General features: G+C 66.8%; 10 protein-coding genes and 2 pseudogenes. 5 read left to right on the top strand and 7 right to left on the bottom strand.

The window, feature by feature from the left end; translation table 11 throughout:
• Positions 1-71: 71 nt before the first annotated feature.
• Positions 72-260, bottom strand: a complete 189-nt coding sequence (locus ACFWIW_RS22005; protein ID WP_378370134.1) for a hypothetical protein — start codon at positions 258-260, stop codon at positions 72-74.
• 372 nt (positions 261-632) lie between these two features.
• Here ACFWIW_RS22005 and ACFWIW_RS22000 point away from each other — a divergent pair, with 372 nt between their 5' ends.
• Entirely contained in the window at positions 633-941 is a 309-nt protein-coding gene (locus ACFWIW_RS22000) for a hypothetical protein (RefSeq protein WP_378370133.1), read from the top strand.
• Positions 916-1731, top strand: coding sequence for a DUF1963 domain-containing protein (locus tag ACFWIW_RS21995; protein ID WP_378370132.1), 816 nt, complete (start codon positions 916-918; stop codon positions 1729-1731). The genes ACFWIW_RS22000 and ACFWIW_RS21995 overlap by 26 nt, the downstream gene beginning before the upstream one ends.
• Before the next feature lie 104 nt (positions 1732-1835).
• On the opposite strand, the pseudogene ACFWIW_RS21990 reads toward ACFWIW_RS21995, so the two are convergent.
• Positions 1836-2203, bottom strand: a pseudogene (locus ACFWIW_RS21990) (conjugal transfer protein TraC); the annotation flags it as partial.
• A gap of 775 nt (positions 2204-2978) precedes the next feature.
• Here ACFWIW_RS21990 and ACFWIW_RS21985 point away from each other — a divergent pair.
• Positions 2979-3599, top strand: a pseudogene (locus ACFWIW_RS21985) (GntR family transcriptional regulator); the annotation flags it as partial.
• Positions 3554-3673 carry a hypothetical protein gene (locus ACFWIW_RS21980; RefSeq protein WP_378370187.1) on the top strand — a complete coding sequence of 40 codons (120 nt, stop codon included), beginning with the start codon at positions 3554-3556 and terminating at the stop codon, positions 3671-3673. The pseudogene ACFWIW_RS21985 and the gene ACFWIW_RS21980, both read left to right, overlap by 46 nt.
• Positions 3674-4204: 531 nt before the next feature.
• Here ACFWIW_RS21980 and ACFWIW_RS21975 read toward each other — a convergent pair.
• On the bottom strand, positions 4205-5329 hold the full coding sequence (locus ACFWIW_RS21975) for a hypothetical protein (RefSeq protein ID WP_378370131.1): 1125 nt from the start codon (positions 5327-5329) through the stop codon (positions 4205-4207).
• A 128-nt stretch (positions 5330-5457) separates the two neighbouring features.
• Here ACFWIW_RS21975 and ACFWIW_RS21970 point away from each other — a divergent pair, with 128 nt between their 5' ends.
• Entirely contained in the window at positions 5458-8193 is a 2736-nt protein-coding gene (locus ACFWIW_RS21970; protein ID WP_378370130.1) for an NB-ARC domain-containing protein, read from the top strand.
• 5 nt (positions 8194-8198) lie between these two features.
• Here ACFWIW_RS21970 and ACFWIW_RS21965 read toward each other — a convergent pair whose 3' ends face one another.
• Genes ACFWIW_RS21965 through ACFWIW_RS21950 form a run of 4 tightly spaced genes read right to left on the bottom strand, consistent with a single transcriptional unit; the run spans position 8199 to position 17050 of the window.
• Positions 8199-11063, bottom strand: a complete 2865-nt coding sequence (locus tag ACFWIW_RS21965; protein WP_378370129.1) for a pPIWI_RE module domain-containing protein — start codon at positions 11061-11063, stop codon at positions 8199-8201.
• Complete coding sequence (locus ACFWIW_RS21960) at positions 11060-14557, bottom strand: hypothetical protein (RefSeq protein WP_378370128.1); 3498 nt, start codon at positions 14555-14557, stop codon at positions 11060-11062. Before ACFWIW_RS21960 ends, ACFWIW_RS21965 begins: the two co-directional genes overlap by 4 nt.
• Positions 14550-15632 carry a hypothetical protein gene (locus ACFWIW_RS21955; RefSeq protein WP_378370127.1) on the bottom strand — a complete coding sequence of 361 codons (1083 nt, stop codon included), beginning with the start codon at positions 15630-15632 and terminating at the stop codon, positions 14550-14552. The genes ACFWIW_RS21960 and ACFWIW_RS21955 overlap by 8 nt, the downstream gene beginning before the upstream one ends.
• Complete coding sequence (locus ACFWIW_RS21950; protein WP_378370126.1) at positions 15629-17050, bottom strand: PD-(D/E)XK nuclease family protein; 1422 nt, start codon at positions 17048-17050, stop codon at positions 15629-15631. The genes ACFWIW_RS21955 and ACFWIW_RS21950 overlap by 4 nt, the downstream gene beginning before the upstream one ends.
• Positions 17051-17086: the final 36 nt, after the last annotated feature.

The following is a 17086-nucleotide window of genomic DNA, read 5'->3' as shown; positions in this document are numbered from 1 at the left end:
GGGACGGACGGCAAGCTGTTCCCGCGCCCGTGGAGGGCCAAGGGGAGGCGTGAGATTGTGCAGCACCACGTTCATCGTGCAGAGACCTGGCCACCGGCGTCGCGTGGCCCGGCTGTCTGGGACAGGAATTCCTCCTTGATCGACTTCACGGCCGTGGGGTCCGGTGGCATCAGGTCGTAGGTCACCGGGACGATCGACCACACCTGCTCGGCGCTGCCGCCGAGAGTGGCGACCGCAGCCAATGGATCGTCGGCGAACATCTTGCCACCGTTCTTCCCAGTGGCACCAAGGTTCAGACGCGGGGGCGGTTTTCCAGCGTCGTGGCCAGCGGCGCGCCGGGCGCGGGAGGCTGTGCGCGCGCACGTCGTTGAGGAACTCCGACAGGGTGGCGCGGGGAAGCTTGTCGACCTTGAAGGTGGCGATGGCCTGACGCATCTCGGCCTGCGTCGGGTTGCCGCACTCCGCCTGTAGCGTGCGCATCCGCTCCCGGAACTGCTCGGTGGTGACCGGCCGGTCGTCCTGCGAGGTCATCCCCGGCCACGGCATTTGCCCCTACATCAAGAAAACCGGCCCCCTTGAATCCGGCCTCCACCACGGATTCCCGCCACCCCGGATCCCGCGCGGGAAGCTGCGTGGCGCCAGTTCGTCGGGAATTCGCCGACGAGCACGGCTGGGGAATCAATGTCACCGAACGCACCCAGCGAGTGCTCCGCATGCTGCCGGGCATGCAGGACACCCCGGGCGCGACGGTCCGCGCCAGCGACGTGCTGCCCATGTCGAGCATCCGCCACCCGGTGCTCGACGTGCTGGCCGCGGCCGGGCGCCTACCGCTACACCACCACCGTCGACCACCGCGGCATCGCCTGGGTCGAGGAACACAGGGATTGTCGGTGAGCCCGGGTAACGTTCTTGATCGTGTCCTCTACCGCTATACCCACTGACAACGGCCGCCAGATCCCCGGTCTCGCGGGCCTCGCCCGCACCGCCGTGCGCCTGCACCCGCGACCGGGCGCGCCCACCGTTCGTGACAGCCATCTCGGAGGCCCGCTGTTGTGGCCTGCCGACGAACCATGGCCACACTGTGGCCAGCCACATCCGTCCAAGGACCAGGGGCCGCTGCTGGCGGTTGCGCAATTCTTCGGCCGGGACCTTCCGAACTTGCCATTTCCCGACGGGACAGATCTTCTTCAGGTGTTGTGGTGTCCCTGCGAACACGACGCAACCCACGCCTTCGGCCCGGCTGTCCGCCTTGTCTGGCGCCGTGCCGGAGACGTCAACGAAGTGCTCGACGAGCCACCCCACCCCACGGCGGCGGAAGGTGAGTTTTCGCCCAAGCCTTGCGTCCTGAACCCTTGCGAGGTTGTCGACTACCCAGACGTGCGGGAGATCCCTGACGAGATCAAATCTACGCTCTCCTTCGTCGACGAAGACGGGTTCTTCGACGAGGACAGTGATGCCTATAACAGCTGGCCCACAGTTACGCTCGGCTCCAAGCTCGGTGGCTGGGCTTACTTCTGGCAAAGCGACCCGTGGCAACTTGACTGCCACGACTGCGGCACTCCACTCAGGCTTTTGTTGTCCTTCCACACCCACGAAAGTCAGGACGACCGGTGTTCCTGCCCGCAGCCCCAACGAAACCCTGTGGGTTGGAGGTTCGGGCGCGATGGTGCGTTGAACGTCTTCGCCTGCACACAAGACGTCACTCACACCGTCAAGCCGCATATCGACTGAGCCACATGGACATGGCCGGGTCGGGCCGGAAGTCCCGCCAACACCACAACGGCGTCCAACCAACCGTCCCGGCCTTCGCGAACTCTGGGCAACGACCAGCCTCGTCACAGCTCCACCCACCCTGAGTTCCTTCCAGAATACTGAAGGGTTGCCAGGAACTTCGGGTCTGTGGTGATGAGCGCGTTCTCTTGGGGCGAGGCCAGGGCTTGGAAGGCGACTCGTTGTGTCCCGGTGCTGAGCATCCCTTGTCCGCGGCGGCGAGGAACTGTTTCTCCCCATCGGACAGGTTGAACGTCGCCACGATCTCGTCGATCGCTTGCGTCACCTGGCGCAGCAGAACCTGCGTGGCGGCGTTGGCGATGATCGCCTTGCCCAGCTCGGTGCCGAGGACGTCGCCGACATCCTGTGTCGCGATGGTCAGCCCTGCCCAGTGTTTCCGGGCGGCTTTGGCCATGCGGTGCAGGAAGCGCGCCCTGCACGACAGGGAGATGCTCGACTCCGACCGCGCGCCGCTGACCTTCGAACGATTCTGGGACAACCTGATCCACTCAGTCGGCCGAAGCGGACTGAGCTACGACCGCAACCCCGCGAACGCACAAACCTGCGGATGACACGGCTTGCTGAGACTCCGTCTGGCCCAATAGTCGCCCACCAACCATCACGAGCGGCGGTGAGACTGACATCACCGGGCGCTGCTGTGTCGCCTCACCTGTGAGGACTGGGGGTGACGGGGCGACACAGCTCACGATCGCGGCGGAGAGGGACGGACGCGGGCTGGACCGACGCCGATGCCGGGATGGAACAGCATCCTGGTCGCTGAACCTTATTGACAACGGCGAAGCTGGCCTTCAGAAGCTGAGATCGACAGCCCGAGCTTGTCCCGGGCGCGGATCAGACCACAATGGACAGTAAGGAAGTGGAAGAAGTGCTGCCGCATGGCACAAAACCCCACGTCATCGAAACCGAAGACGTGGGGCTTGAGTGTGCGCCATCAGGGACTCGAACCCCGAACCCGCTGGTTAAGAGTCGGCACTTGGGCGTGTCGGATGGTGTCGAGTGATGTCGGACAAGACCTTTTCGTCTGGTCGTGGTGTATCCATGGTGTCGGGGTGTGTCGCCTGGTGTCGGACTGTTTCGGACCTCTCGGGCGCGTCTCGGGCTCGTAAATGCCGGTTCTGTCGCTTGGTCCGGTCGCCTTGGATGTCCGGTGAAGGATCGGTGCGACCCGGGCAAGGCAACGTAGGTGGATGGTTCCGGGAACGACCTTCGAACCGGATATCGCATACGATGCAGGCACGGCGCAGAAAGACTGGGCGACGACGCGGCTGCCCGCGGTGAAGAGCAAGGCCGATCTCGTCTACGACTACCTGCGGGAGGGAATCGTCACGGGTGTTCTGCAGCCTGGTGAGCGGATCAACATGGATGAGTTCTCCCGGACGCTGGGGGTCAGCAAGATCCCCATCCGCGAGGCGGTGAAGCGGCTGGAATCCGACGGCTTCCTGGACTCGCGCGTGCATTCCGGCGTGGTGGTCGCGAGGGGCGACCAGACCGAGATGCGTGGCGTGTTCCTCGCGCGCGGTGCGATCGAGGGACTCGTCGGCGGGCTCGCCGCGGAGCGGGTGAACGAGGCGTTGCTCGCCGACCTCGAGGCGACACAACAGCGGATGCGCGACGATCTGCGTGCCGGTCGGGTCGACCGTCTGGCCGAGCTGAACTCCAAGTTCCACAGGCGGCTCGCGGAGGCGAGCGGCTACCGGATTCTCCCCGACCTCACCGAGCATACCGGGTGGTCGCTCCGGTGGACGAGCAGGATTGGGGATCGGTGGTGGAGGAGCACGACGCGATCATCGAGGCGTTGCGCGGAGGCGATTCGGCCGCGGCGGGCGCCGCGGCCGAATCGCATATCATTTCCCAGGCGGGACAAGAGATCGCGACGAACTAGCCGGATAGCGGAGGCAGGCCCAGCCGGGTGCGGTGAGCGTCCCGCAGCAGGCTGGCCGGGCCGGTGACCGACGCTCCGCCGTCGAGGACCAGTTCGGTGCCGGTCAACAACGCCGCCTCGGGTGATGCCGCGTAGGCGACCGGCGGTCACCTCAGGTGAGGTGTCCGGACAACCGGGGGGAAGCTCAGACTGTTTCAGAACTCTCGGGCATGTCTCGGGCGCGCGAGCCAGGCCCAGAGCCTGCACCGATCCTCGTTGTGTGGCTGCGGCTTGATTGGTGTTTGTATAGAGGGGTAAGGCAAGCCGTCGGGTCTGGGTGGCGCTCCGTGAAGGCCTCCTTTCCTACTCTCAAGGTAGGCAAGGAGGCCTTCACGGACAGCACGGCTGGATAAGGGTTTCAGGGCCACCCTGTCCGGGTAGTGGACTCAGCCGTCAGCCGGCGCTGGACGGCCGGACACGGTCGCCAGTGCCGCCTTCTTCCGAAGCCTGATAGTTGAACTTGCAGATATTGGACATGGAACATTCTCTCTTCTAGTTAACAGTGGGGCTGGTGAACTGCATCAGGCGGAAGCACTGCCTGCGTATCAGGGAGAACGATTCTCCTGGGGCGGATGTGACCCGTCGCGCGACCTGAGTGCCGCGGCGCGGTGCCCAGCGGAACTGGAAGGCCAACGGAACCTTGGGATCCAAGACCGTCCCGTACCTGGCGACGGCTTCCCTGAGCGACCCGACCTCGGCATTGCGAATCGGGTTGGCCAGGTACACCGGCTTTTGCGCCCCGGCGGCACATGCGGTGTCGTGACCGTGGTCCCCCACGACGAAGTCAGCCGCCGCGGCGACGGCCTGCCAGTCGTGTTCGGGTCGCAGGAACTCCACTCGCTCGCGCGCCACTCGTCCGGCCCAGGCCAGCAGTTGCCGCCTGCCGTGGCACGCCCACATGTCCGGGTCTAGCCGGCAAACCAGGCGGACCCGATGCGACGGCAACTCCAGGGCAAGCCGCCGGAGCACAGCGGGCGTCCTGCCAAGCAACGAGTCGGGTCCAAGGGCCGACAGAACGAGGCCCAGCCGCTGGTCGCGGTGGATCCCGGCCTGCTCGTGGCAGGCCTCAAGCAGCTTGTCGTACTCCGGGTCGCCGATGACAACCGCGTGCCTGCCCACCTGTGGGGCTGTGACTCGGAGCCGGGTCATTGCCTGGAGATGCGGCAGACCGACAAGCACAGGTCCGGCGCGGCCTGGCCGTTGCCGGAGCAAGCGCGCAAGCGCGGCGACGCAGCACCGACCGTTGCGACCGACGATCTCGCCGTCCCCTGAAACCGCAGGCAGCACCAGCAACGCGCAATTCAGGGAGCCGGTCTCGCCCGGATCCGCGGTGATCACCAGATCGAATCGCCCTCGGATCGCGCGTTCCCAAGGCGTGGTAAGCGCGCCGATCATGGCGAGGTAGTCCCGGACGAGTTCTTCGGCGGGACCCGGCGGCTGCGTGAAGACGACCTGGATACCCGGTTCTGACTCGATCGCTCGTACCGCCGCGCTCACGCGCTCGGCTGCCGCCACACTATGCACCACTGCCAGGACCACTCGGCGTATTTCCCAGGTTTGTGCGCCATGTCCTGCTGTCCAACGCGGCGCGAAGTGTTCGAGGGCCGAATATCCCATGGGTTCCTCCCTGAGCGTTGTTCTGGACGTTGTCAACGTCCCGGCTCGGCGTTGCGGAAACCGTGGCGAAAAGCGTTGCAACCGATCGGGCGAGGCCTGTCGGACGTCGGTCTGGTTCACTGGGAACCATGTGCGAACCGGCAATCGACCTGCGGATTCTCGGCGCAGTGCAGTTGACTGTGAACGGTACGGCTGTACGTCTCGAACCTCGCCAGGCCACCGTTTTGGCGATCATCGCCGCCGCAGGTGGCGAGGTCGCTTCCACAGAGCTGGCCGGTCGATTCGGGGTGAACGGCTCGGCGACACTGCGGTCCTATCGAGCGAGGCTTCGGGACAGCGCGGGTTTGGAGCTGGTGAAGAGGAATGAGCACGCGATGCAGCAGCTGCTGGTCGCGCGGGACGCAGTTGATCTATGGCGGTTCCAAACCAAGATCGCCGGCTGTGTCGGACTGCCCCCGCACCGACGGTTGCCGCTCCTGCGCGAGGCCGCCGAGTGCTGGCAAGGACCGCCGCTGGACGGACTGGATTCGCGTTGGGTGCACGACGAGGTGGCGGAGCTGCGGACGACGGGACGCCGTGCCTTTCTCGAACTGATAGGGCTTTCCTTGGAACATGAGGGGCCCGAACCCGCTTCAGACCACGCAGAGCGGGCAAGTGAACTGTTCCCGGACGACGACGAGATCCGGGCTGCGCTGTGGTGGACATGGGCTCGATGCGGGCGCGTGAGGGCGATTGCCGACGACCTCGATCGGCGCGAAAAGCTACCCGCGGGTCTCGGTAGGCCGTCGCTCATGGTGCTGCGCAAGGAAGCCAAAACCCGGATCGCCGAGGCCCGACAGGTGTCGGAGGCAGTTCCGGCTCGAATGCCTCACCTACTGCCGCCAGTGCGGTCGAAGGTTCATGGCCGTCACGCCGAGCTTGTCTTTCTCGATAGCCTGACTGACCAGGACAGCGAGACCCGGGTTGTCACGGTGCGCGGGCTCGGAGGCCTGGGCAAGACCGAACTGGCGGTGAGCTGGGGACACCGTGTGGCCGCACAATTTCCCGACGGTGTCCTCTTCGCCGACCTGGGAGGCTTCTCACCGTCCGGTCCGGCCCAGCTCGAGGTTGTTCTGACGGATTTCGCCAGGCAGCTTGGGATCCCGGTCGGTGATGACGTGGTTTCCGCCTACCGGACTGCGGTGAACACACGTGCGATCTTGGTCGTTCTCGACAACGCCCGTGATCATCAGCACGCGGCGGAACTCCTGGCGGCTGGGGAACACAGCCGCACGGTCATCACGACGCGTGCTGCCGTCACCGCGCCGGCTGTGGCTGACGGACGGGTGCTGGCCTTAAGCCCGATCACTCCCGAAGCGAGCCTGGAAGTCCTGCGCGAAGCCATCGGCGAGGCGAAGATTAAGGAGGAGCCGTTCGCGGCAGCGAAGCTCATGGCGGCGTGCGGCGGAATCCCGTTGGCTGTCCGGCTGGTCGCCGCGCAGGCACAGCTGAATCCAGGCGTAAGCCTGGAAAGGCTGCTGGACCGGCTGGGCTCGGCGTCGGCGGTACTGGGCGCAAAACCCGAAGGAGAGACCGCCTTGCGTGACTCACTTGCGTTGTCGTACGGGCCACTGTCCGCCGAGGCTGCCCGGGTCCTGCAGATCAGCGCGCTCCACCCTGGACCCGAGATCTCCCTGGACGTGATCCCATTCTTGTCAGGGCTGCCTGCATCCTCCGCAGAGGACGCTGTGGACGAACTGCTGCGAGGCAGCCTGCTCGATCCGCTTCCGGAGGGCCGGTTTCGACTCCACGACCTGGTCCGCGCCTTCGCCCGGGAACGTGCGTTCGCAGAGCTGTCGCCGGACGAGGTGTCCATGATCAGGGAGGAGCTGTTGGGGTGGTTGCTGGCCGCCGCGCGGCTTTGTGACCGTGCCCTCCGCTCCGGCAGGGAGCTGCCCGGCGATCTCGTTGTCTCCGATGGTGCGCCGTTGCCCGATCCAGCGAACGAGGAAGAAGGCCGACAGTGGTTCGAGAGCGAGCATGACACCCTTCTCGCAGTGCTGGATTCGCCAGATTTCCTGCCCTATAAAACATACCGGTGGCGCTTACCGCTCGCCCTGTGCTGCTATCACACCCGCAACGGCCCGTGGCCCACGGCGGAGCGACTGCTGATTTCAGCCTCCAAGATCACCAAGGACGAGCTGGACGAGCCCGAACGGACGCGTTATCAGGCTGTCTGCCATCGGGTGCTGGGCAACATCCAGCGGAAGCTGAGGAAGTTCGGCGCCGCAGAGCGCAGCCTGGAGACTTCGATCACCCTGGCCGAAGGCATCGATGACCCTCTGGAAACCGCGAATGGTCACCAGCAGATGAGTGCCTTGCAGGAAGATATGAAGAAGTGGGAGGTAGCGCGGCATCACGCGACGGTTGCAGGCCGCCTTTACGAAGCTTTGGCCGACGCACGCGGGGTCGCGGCGACTTTACCCACCGAGATCCACTGCCACCTAGAACTGGGAGAGCCGGGGCGGGCCCTTGAGCGCGAGTCGTTCGCTGTCGACCTGATGACTCGGGCGAGCACTCCGTACAACCGGGGCGCGTTGCACCGCGTCCTGATGGATTGTCACCTCAGGTTGGAGCGTTTCGAAGAGGCGGCCCTCCACGGAGAGGCTGCCCGCGCTTGCTATCTCGAGTCCGGCGCGCCGACCAACGAGGTTCGGGTGCTGGCTGTGCTGGCCCAGGCGTATCGCGCGGCTGGGCGTGCCGAAGACGAACTACGCGCACTGCGGGACTTCGTGTCCTGCTACGGCAGGTTGCGACAGCGAGAACCTGAAGACCGGCAGTTGTACACGACCGTGAAAAGCAGGCTGGCTGCCCGTGGCGCCTGAGGCGATCAGCTCACGGGAGCCTCCGTGGTTGGGCCGTCCGGCGCATCAGTCTCGTCCTCCTCGTCCGATTTCCGCATTGGCAGGATGTACTCCTGAGCCTTTTGCGCGAGGTGCAGCGGCAATGGCCTGCTTAGCGCGTCGCGGTAGTCCGGTGCCTGTCTCAGCTGGTGGACGGCCATCGCCAGGGCGTGCGGATCGTCCTCCTCGTCACGGTTGTGGCTGAGCACCGCGATTTCGACGAGGCCGGGATTCCACGCGGGTTTGTCGATGTCGATCGTCGGCAGATCCGCCCGGTCGCCCAGACGGATCGGCCGGTTCTGGAGTTTGTGCGCTCCTACCGCGGAACTTTGCGCCGTGGAAGCCTTCGGGGTGGTGCTGTAAAAGATCCTGCCGTTCTCCGTCTCGGCGCTCTTCCACAGATTGGCGGGCAGGCCGTTCACCCCGTCGCCGTCCGCGAGACCCCACCACTGCGGGGTCTCCCGTCGCTCCCCGGTGCGGATCCGGACAAGCCGTAGCCAGGGATTGGGCCGTCCGGCCGGCGCGACGCCGGTGCGGATGAGATCCCGGCGCACCTCACCGTCCTGCACCCATGTCCAGAGATTTCTGATGTTCTGCGCGTCGACGAGGACGACGGTCGGGGTACCGCGGATCTCGTCCGAGGAAAGCACCCGGTGCAGGAACTCCTCTGTGGCGGACCGTTGTTCGTCGCGGGTTCTGGGCCAATCGAACCACGATTCCTCACGCTCGCCGTCATCGGCGAGGTCGTGTTCGGAGACCGCAGCGAGCGCGGGCAGCCGGGCCAGGTAACGCGGATACGCGATCCAGGCCCCCATTCCTTCGACAGCTTCGGCGTCCCAGGCCAAGATCTCCCCGGGGCCGCCGACGCCGGGACGGACCAGCACCGCGACCGGGAATTTGCCCTTGGCCGACCGGGCGGTGGAGCCCCGTGCCTTCGTCGCCGTCCAGACGGCCAGGTACTGGGTTCCGACGGGCAGGCCTGCCGGGACGTCGGTGCGCGGCACCACCGTCGCTCCCAGTTGCCGCAGCGCGTCCACCCAGGACGACTCGGCCGCGACGGGCAATGTCTTCTCCGCGCGCGCCGATCCGGGCGAGGTGATGAACTGGGTGACGACCCCGCTGTCGGCCGCGCCGAGCCGCAACGCGAACTTGGGATCGTTCCGGCCGCGGAACACGGTGCGGCCGTGGATCTCCACCAAGGCGACCGAAGGCACTGCCGCATCCGCGCCGTTCTTGGCGAGAAACTCCCCCATGTCCGCCCGGCGCTTGGCCTGCGCCTTTGCCGCGCGATCCGCCCGGCCTTTGGCCGGTTCCGATGGCACACCCAGGCTTTCCGTCAACCCGTTGTCCATGCGCAAACAGCTCAACGTCACAACCAGCTCTCGAGTCCGCCACCGCAACACGACGGGTTCTCCGCGGCCACTGCGATCGTGAGCCTGCGCGCTCACCTCACTCGCCCCGCCGTCACCTTCGAGACCGAGCACTTCGGCAAGCGCGACGATCGCTTCGTCACGGGTTCGGTCGGTGCGCCACAACAGTCGCGCGGCGAACTCGGGGGTGCCGGACCAATCCGTGTACAGGGCGGCCAGCGACGTGCGGCGGGTCAGCCGGAGCTCCGCCTTGCCCTCCGCCGTGCGTTCGCTGGAACCGCTCTTGCGGACGTTGGCGGGCTTGTTCGCGGGTAGCCCCGACCGGGTGAGGTCGGCGACCCTTGCCAGATCCGGCAGCAGAGCCTGCTCGGCCCACTCGACAAGACGCGAGCGCTCGTGGGACATGAAACCCGCGCCCACGCCGTGCTCACCCATGGGCGAGCTGTACGCGATCAGCGCATCGACGCCTCGTTCGCCTTTGAACCACCGCTCAGGGTCGCTGAGGAGTCCGGCAGGATCCGGAAACGGCCTGGTGCCGAGAGCGAGCCGCTCCATCAGCTTCGCGAGATCCCCCTGTCGCCATACGAAGTTTTCGTCGCGCTTGGCCACGTGCGCCACGCTGTAGCGTTCGCTAACGGGAACACCAGGCAGCCACGGCGCGACCGGACGCAGGTAGACGGCACTGGCCCGGCGGTATCCCAACCGCACCAGCCCGGTCTTCGGGTCGGGGTGGGTGGCCCAGCGGCGCACCCCGAAGTGCAGGTGAACGCGTGGCCGGGGATGGAACGGCACCGTGTGGAGAGTGACGGTGGCGACGACCGAAAACCACCACCTTCCGTGCTTGTCGTCGTGGAAGAGCGGCTGGGACATGAGCTCCGCCCCCTGCTGACGCGACCGCCGCGCGACAGACCGAAAACGCAGTGCCTGCTCGCCGGAGTCGTACGGCTCGAGCTCCTGGATCCGGCGGGCGAAGTGCTGCGTCGTCAGCAGGTATTGGGGGCCGTCCGGCCGCGCGGTACCTCCTTCGCTGACGCCGCATCGCGTCAGCGAGATCCTCTTCTGCTGCCACACGGGGGCTTCGGCGAGTAGCGCGTCACAGACCCGGTTCGCCTCGTCGGGATGATCCGAGCCGAGCTCCTCGATCCAGAACTCCAGCAGCCGCAGCAGGATCGGGACCGGCAGTGGATTCCCCGCGTCTTCCGGACAGTACAGCCAGGTCCGCGGCCCCTCACCCGCCGAGACCGGGCGCGGCAACACCCCGAGACGCACATCCAGGGCCTGGAGCAGTGAATCCAGCCGCCGTGTCGGCGGTGCCTGCAATCGGGCCCTGTCCGTCCGTTCGAGATTGACCAGGTCGAGTACGCGGGCGGCGAGGGTCTCGGGGAACTGCAAGGTGTGGAAGTCCGCGGTGAGCCCGTCTCCGTCCGTGACGGGTTCATAAGCCGCCCGGCGGATCGCCGTGTAGCGCGGAGCCAAGGTCATGTCCTCCTGGAGAGAAGGTCTGGGCCGTCCAGGTCGACAGGTTCGACCTGGTCGAGCATCCGGCAGAGCGCCAGGTAAACGGGTTTGTACAAAAGCTCGGCGAGCCGCATGTCCGCCGGAGCGACCGGGTCGTCGTCCGGGCGAGGTTCGAAGTACGGGCGCAGGGCGTCCCGGATGCCGTGGAGCAGGCTTGACCGGGCGTGGTCGCGCCGCCTCCGCCGAGCGTGTTTCTGCGCGTTCGGCGACTGCGCTTCGGCAGTCGCGAGGTCGAACTTCGCGTCGACGAAGACGACCCGGGCGGCGACTCCGCCCCGGACGAGCCTGCCGATCACCTGCCAGAGCACGACCAGCTGGTCCCAGGCGAACGAGCGCTGTTCGTCGTTGCTCAGCGCCGAATACGCGTACTTGCGGATCAGAAGCCGACCCCACTTGCTGCGTGCGAGGGCTCGGAACGCCCGGCCGGCTGAGTCGAGCGTGTCGTGGGAGGCCACGAGGGCGGCGAAGGAAGCCGGATCGGCGTCCTCGGCCGTGGGCAGGCCTCGCGTGTAGCGGCTCTCCCAGTCGTTGATGGCGAGCACGGAGAGCCCGATGTCGGTCGGCACCGGATGAGGCCGGGTGAGCAGTAGGGCCACCCCGAGCGCGGCGTCGTTGTCCCGGTTCAAGATGTTGTACCCGCGCTCGATGGCGAGCATCGGTGCGACGAGCACTCGAGCCATGGCGTCGTTGGCGAAGAGACCCGCGTTCCCGCGACGGACGACCCCGGCGCGGTCGAGGTCGTCGGTCCCGTCGGCGACCGCGTCGTCAAGATCGGTGTTGTCCCGGACGAGCGCCTTGACGTGACCGTGCCACCCGGGCATCGCGTCCAGTTGATCCGCCACGTCGCGGGCGTCCTGGTAGTTCCCGACGAGGAGCAGCGCACGCTGCCGGTTCGGATTCCCGACAGCCCGGATCTCCTCTTCCAGCGGCGAAATGCCGCTCGGGCCGGGCTTGCCGAGCTTGTCCACGAGCGAGCGCAGCAGCGACGACCTGATCGTGGGCGGCCGACCCGACAGGCTGATGGGGTTCCCGTCGGAGTCGTGGAAGAACCGCATCTTGAAAACGGTTTCCTGCACACGTTCCTCGGCCTCGAGCGAGGGCCGCAGGACCGCGCCGACAGGTGCGACCACATGCGCGCGGGTGGACGTCCCGGCCCAGCTGGTTCCCGAAAGCAGCAGCACGTGCGGCCCGCCGCGACCGGTGGTGGTGTCCACGCCGAGCGACGGCAGGGAGAGCAGCAGTTCCCGCCCGACACCGGTACACCGGAAGAAACGCAGCGTCCCGGTCACCCCGTCGCGGTTGCCGGCACCATCGTCGACGACATACTGGAAACCCAGCACGTTGCCCATCGGCGACTCGGGTACGAGCGGCAGGTAGTCCATCGGTGGGCGGCGGATCAGCTCGTTGTCCTTGGCGTCCAACCGCATCGCGTCTTCGACGAGTGGCCAGAGGTGCGTCAGGCGGTCCAGCCGGTGGTGCAACGCCGACAGCAGCAGGACGAACTCCAGCTTGCGCACCTGAGGGTCGGTTTCGGCCACGTGACCCGGCCTTTCCGGCGTGCCGAGCACCTGTAGCTCGCCGATCACCGCGGCCAGTCGATGAGCGACGGCCTTGCGGTTCAGGGTGTGCAGCAGGTCTTGCGTCGTCGCGGCCAACCGGTCGGCGAGAGTTTCGTAGGGGCCGTTGTCTCCCAACGGGTCGTCGCGGAACTGGTCGAACACTTTCGCGGCTTCGGCGTGGGAGACCCCTGGTTCGGCCGCCGGGATTTCTTCGTCGTCCTCGTCATCAGGCCCGGCGGTTCCGGGTCGGTACAGCTCTTTCAGGAGCTTTCCCTGCAACGTCCAGGAGTTGAAGTACTCGATTCCCACCCAATCCCGGAGGCCTTGATCCGAGATCAGCATCGAGTAGAGCTGGTTCGTAGCGCCGGAAACGACGGAGAGGGCGACCTCCCAGTTCCGCACGTATCGGTCGGACAACTGGAGGCGCCCGGCCCGGGAGAGTTCGAGGATGTTGTGCCTGTACAAGGTGTCCAGCCACGAATGAGGTTCGCGGGAGACGAGTGTGGCGGTCGGCGCGAACACCATGTCGAGGTTCATCATCACCCGGTCCGCTTCGTCGATGACGACGAGGTCGCTGCGCAGACAGGCCAGTTCGAGCTGGCGCAGGCGCACTCCGCCCACGTGTGCCTGGAGAGGGCTGGCCACGAGCGACGCCATGTTGGCGACCCACACCCGTGCGCCGACCTGGTCGCGGGCGTTCACGTGTCGCGGGCATTCGTGCCACAGGGGACAGCTCGATGGACTCGGGCGCTTCCTGTCGGCGACCTGGCTGTCCGCGGCGTAGAGCCGTGTGCACGGCGCGTCGACCGAACGCACCGGCGTTTCCGCCGCCCGTAACGCATCGAGGGGGCAAGCCGTGCCGAGGTCGGCGAACCCCTCGTCCTCGTGGTGCCCGGCGAACCGCACATGGCCATTCGAGGCGAGCCGTCGGTGCAGTCCCTCGACGTGCTGCTCGCGGTTGGATGAACCGATGATCGGCACCACCATCCCGTCGTCCAAGAAGCTTCGCAGCTCCCGGGCCGTGGCGAGCTGTTCCGCGACGTCGCCGACCACGAGCGTGATCCGCAGTGGCTTGTCCCGTTGCGCCGCCCAGACCGCGAGCACCTTCATGAGGGTGCTCTTTCCGACCCCGACGACCCCGACCGCGTGGAGGAGCCCGTCGAGCCGCAGTCCGTCGCCTTCGACGAAATCGTGTCCGTGGACGTCGCGGACGAGCAGTCGCGTTGATTCGATACTGGTCTGCCAGTTCGCTCGTTCGCCCTCGGGGGCGTGCGTGTCCATCCACCGGGCGGTCTCGCCCAGCGCCGCCCAAGTTATGTCGAGGGGCTCTCCATTCGTCACCGTGCGGGACGTGAGGTCGTGTCCCGGCACGTCGCGCGCGCGGTCCGCGATGTCGGCTGGGATCTCCACCTCGACGCGTTCATCACGGTCGTAGTAGAAGTAGCTGCCCGCTTTCGCCGGCGCGGGCCTGCTGGCGACGAAGTCCGGAAGAGTGTTCAGGGCCTTTTCGTACACCGGGAAACGTGTTGTCAGGGTGGTCGTCCCGGTCCATTCGAAGGAGCCGAAATCCCCCGCGATCCGGAACGCGCGCAGATCGGAGTGCACCTCCTGGTAGTCACGAAGGGCTTGGAGCCAGGACTCCGGCCTGCGCAGCGGCCAGAGGCGGTGCCGGACGCAGGTGATCATCCAGACTTGCGCCGGGTCGTCCGCCAGCCCGCTCTCCTTGGCGAACGGGTAGCCACCGAGGAGTGGCCAGACCGACGTTGGCGGCTGCGCTTTGTCGAGGCGCGACAACAGGGTCAGGCCCAGTTCGACCGGGCAGAGCACTTCCAGGGGCAGCTTCAAGGTGGTCTGTCCGAGCTCCTCGGTGAGATCGGCGTACCACTTCTTGCTACGCATGACCGTCCGCCTCCTGCCGGATCGTTTCGGCGAACTCGTCCTCGGAGAAGATTCGGGACGACTTCGCGTGTTCAATGGCGATCCGCTGGTAGCCGGGATCGGCGTCGATCCGATACCGGGCGACGACCCAGCACACGAGGTCGGCGCCGGTGCTCGCGACCGACGCCGCGATCGCCCGGCCGAGCAGCGCCGGGCTGTGCCAATCGACGATCCGCACGGTCCTGGTCTCCCCGCCGGGCACGGCTACCCGCAGATCGCCGGTACCGGTCAGCGGCCAGTACTCGACCTGGGCCCCGGCCCGTGTCATTTCGCCGCCGAGACGCCGGACCGCCTTGCCGGGACCGGAGACGAACTGCCGGTGCTGGCGATCCCCCTGAACGAGGATCTGAACGTCGTGATCCCAACGCTCATCGGAAGTGATGCCCTCGGTCGCGCACTCCTCCCGCTCGCACCACCAGTCTTTCTCGCCGATGGGTAACAGGAGGCCATCACAGCCCTTGCAAGCATGAATCCCCGTGTCAGTAGTGAAACCGGGGCCTGCCTCGGCGTAGAACTTGGCCAAATACTCGTCGAGAGCGCGAATTCCGGGAGCGAATCGCACCTCGTTGAACCGCTCGTTCGTGAGGACCGGGTGAGCCGCCAGCAGGTTCCGCATGGCGACGTACGCCGACGTTCGTCCGCGTTCCGCCGCGAACGCCGCCATCTCCGCGACTTGGCGTGACACTTCCAGGAACGGATTGGCCGCCTCCGCGCAGAGAGCGATCTCGTGGCACAGCGCGGTCGGCACGCCTGAAAGTTCGTCGACCAGAAAGCCGTTCTCGGGATAAACGTCCGTGGGGAGCACCAAGGGCCAGGATCCCAGCGGACGCTGGTAACCCCAGCGGACCAGCCCCGGCACCGAGGACGGTGGGCGAGCGCCCCGGCGCAGGCAATGCAGGGCCAGCCGGTCCAAGGCGCTTTGGACGTTCGCCGGATATGGCATCCGGAAGGCGGTCAGATCGCGCAGCTCATCCAAGGTCACGAGGGCTGTGGCGACCGCGCCGAGCAGCCGCTCCTCCTCTCCGAGGGTGGTCACGGCTTGGCTCGCCCGCCCGCGGTCAGGTACTCGACACCCGGCGAGCACCACCGGCGGACCTCGCAACCCGCACAGCTGCCGCCGGGGTTCGGGGCGTACATGGTGTCGCCAAGCAACGGCCTCACCAGGTCTCCGACGACTTCCCGGGCTTCCGCCACGATGGCCGGGCTGGCGGGGTCCAGCTCTTCGAGAGCGCACCCGTCGGATCGCAGGTGTTCCAGTTCGACCCGGGATCTGCCCAAGGACCGTTCCGGTGCCCCGGCGGACAGGATCAGGATCGCCAGTGCCAGCTGGGGGACCTGGCGCAGCAAAGGCCGGTCGCGCCTCAGCCTGCGACGTGACGTTTTCGTCTCCCTCCACACCCACCCGCCGGCTCGTCGGTACAGGAGATCCGGCGTGCCACCGAAGACCACATCCAGGCTCCTGTCATGGGCGACCACGAACCGGTCCTGCTCACCACGGACTTCTTCGACATCGGGGAAGGGGCACAACGCCGCGTGCTGTGCCAGCATCTCCACCGCAGTTCGCTGGCTGTCCTCCGGGAGCGCGGCGACCTCTTCGCCCGCCGGGTCGTCGGGCCTGCATCGGCTGGGGTGGCCGGTGTGCCGTATCCGCAAGGTGGCGTCGACCGCGCGACCGATTTGGATCGGCTGGCCTTCGACAAGGCCGATGTCGCGGAGTTTCAGCTGCCTTTGCAGGTGGTAGCGCGCCGGGCAGCCCTGGTGGTAACGCAAGTCAGTGACCGACAGTGTCCGCCGCGGGCCGGGCACAGGAGGAACTTTCGGCAGGAGTTGCGCCGACGGTAGAGCGGCACAGGCGGGTGTGTCGGGGCATTCGGCGCAGTTGCGGCCTGCTCGCCTCGCAGTCCCGTCGACGATCTCGAGGAGCCTCGGCACGATGAGATCCTGTGCCTGTTGACGGACTTGAGCGGAGGACCAGTCGAGAACCGGCACCGCGACAGGTGACCTGGCGCCGAACAGGACGACGCGCACTCGATCAGGGGCGGTCCCCCCGCCGAACGTGGCCACGTTGGCTGCCGCGGTGGTGACGATCTCGGGCCGTTCCGCCGGAGCGGTCAAGCCCATCAGCCACATTTCCCGGATCGAGTCGTCCTCGGACCGATATCGGCGTCCCCAGCAAGTCTGCTCGTACCGTTGCACTCCACGTTCGTCCACCGGATCCCGGCGATGGGAGATCTTCCACGGGAATCGCACCGGAATCGGGCACAGCGTGTTCATGGCGTCCTGATGCGCCTGCCATGCCGCGCGGTAGTTGCGGAACGCCTCGATCGACCAAGCCACCAGTCCTGGATGCGCCGGTGGCCGGCCGGTCTCGAACGCTCCCCGAGTCCGCGCCAGTTCGTCGATCACCGCCGCGTCGTCCTGGCCGCCGAATTCCGAGAGGTCCACCGCGGCCATGAGCGGGCCCAAAGTGAAGTCGGTCCAAGTCGACCT

The organism is Amycolatopsis sp. NPDC058340 (assembly GCF_042723975.1).
GTDB lineage: Bacteria > Actinomycetota > Actinomycetes > Mycobacteriales > Pseudonocardiaceae > Amycolatopsis.
Note: the sequence above shows the minus strand (reverse complement) of the source record. Positions and strands in the feature narration are given on the sequence as shown.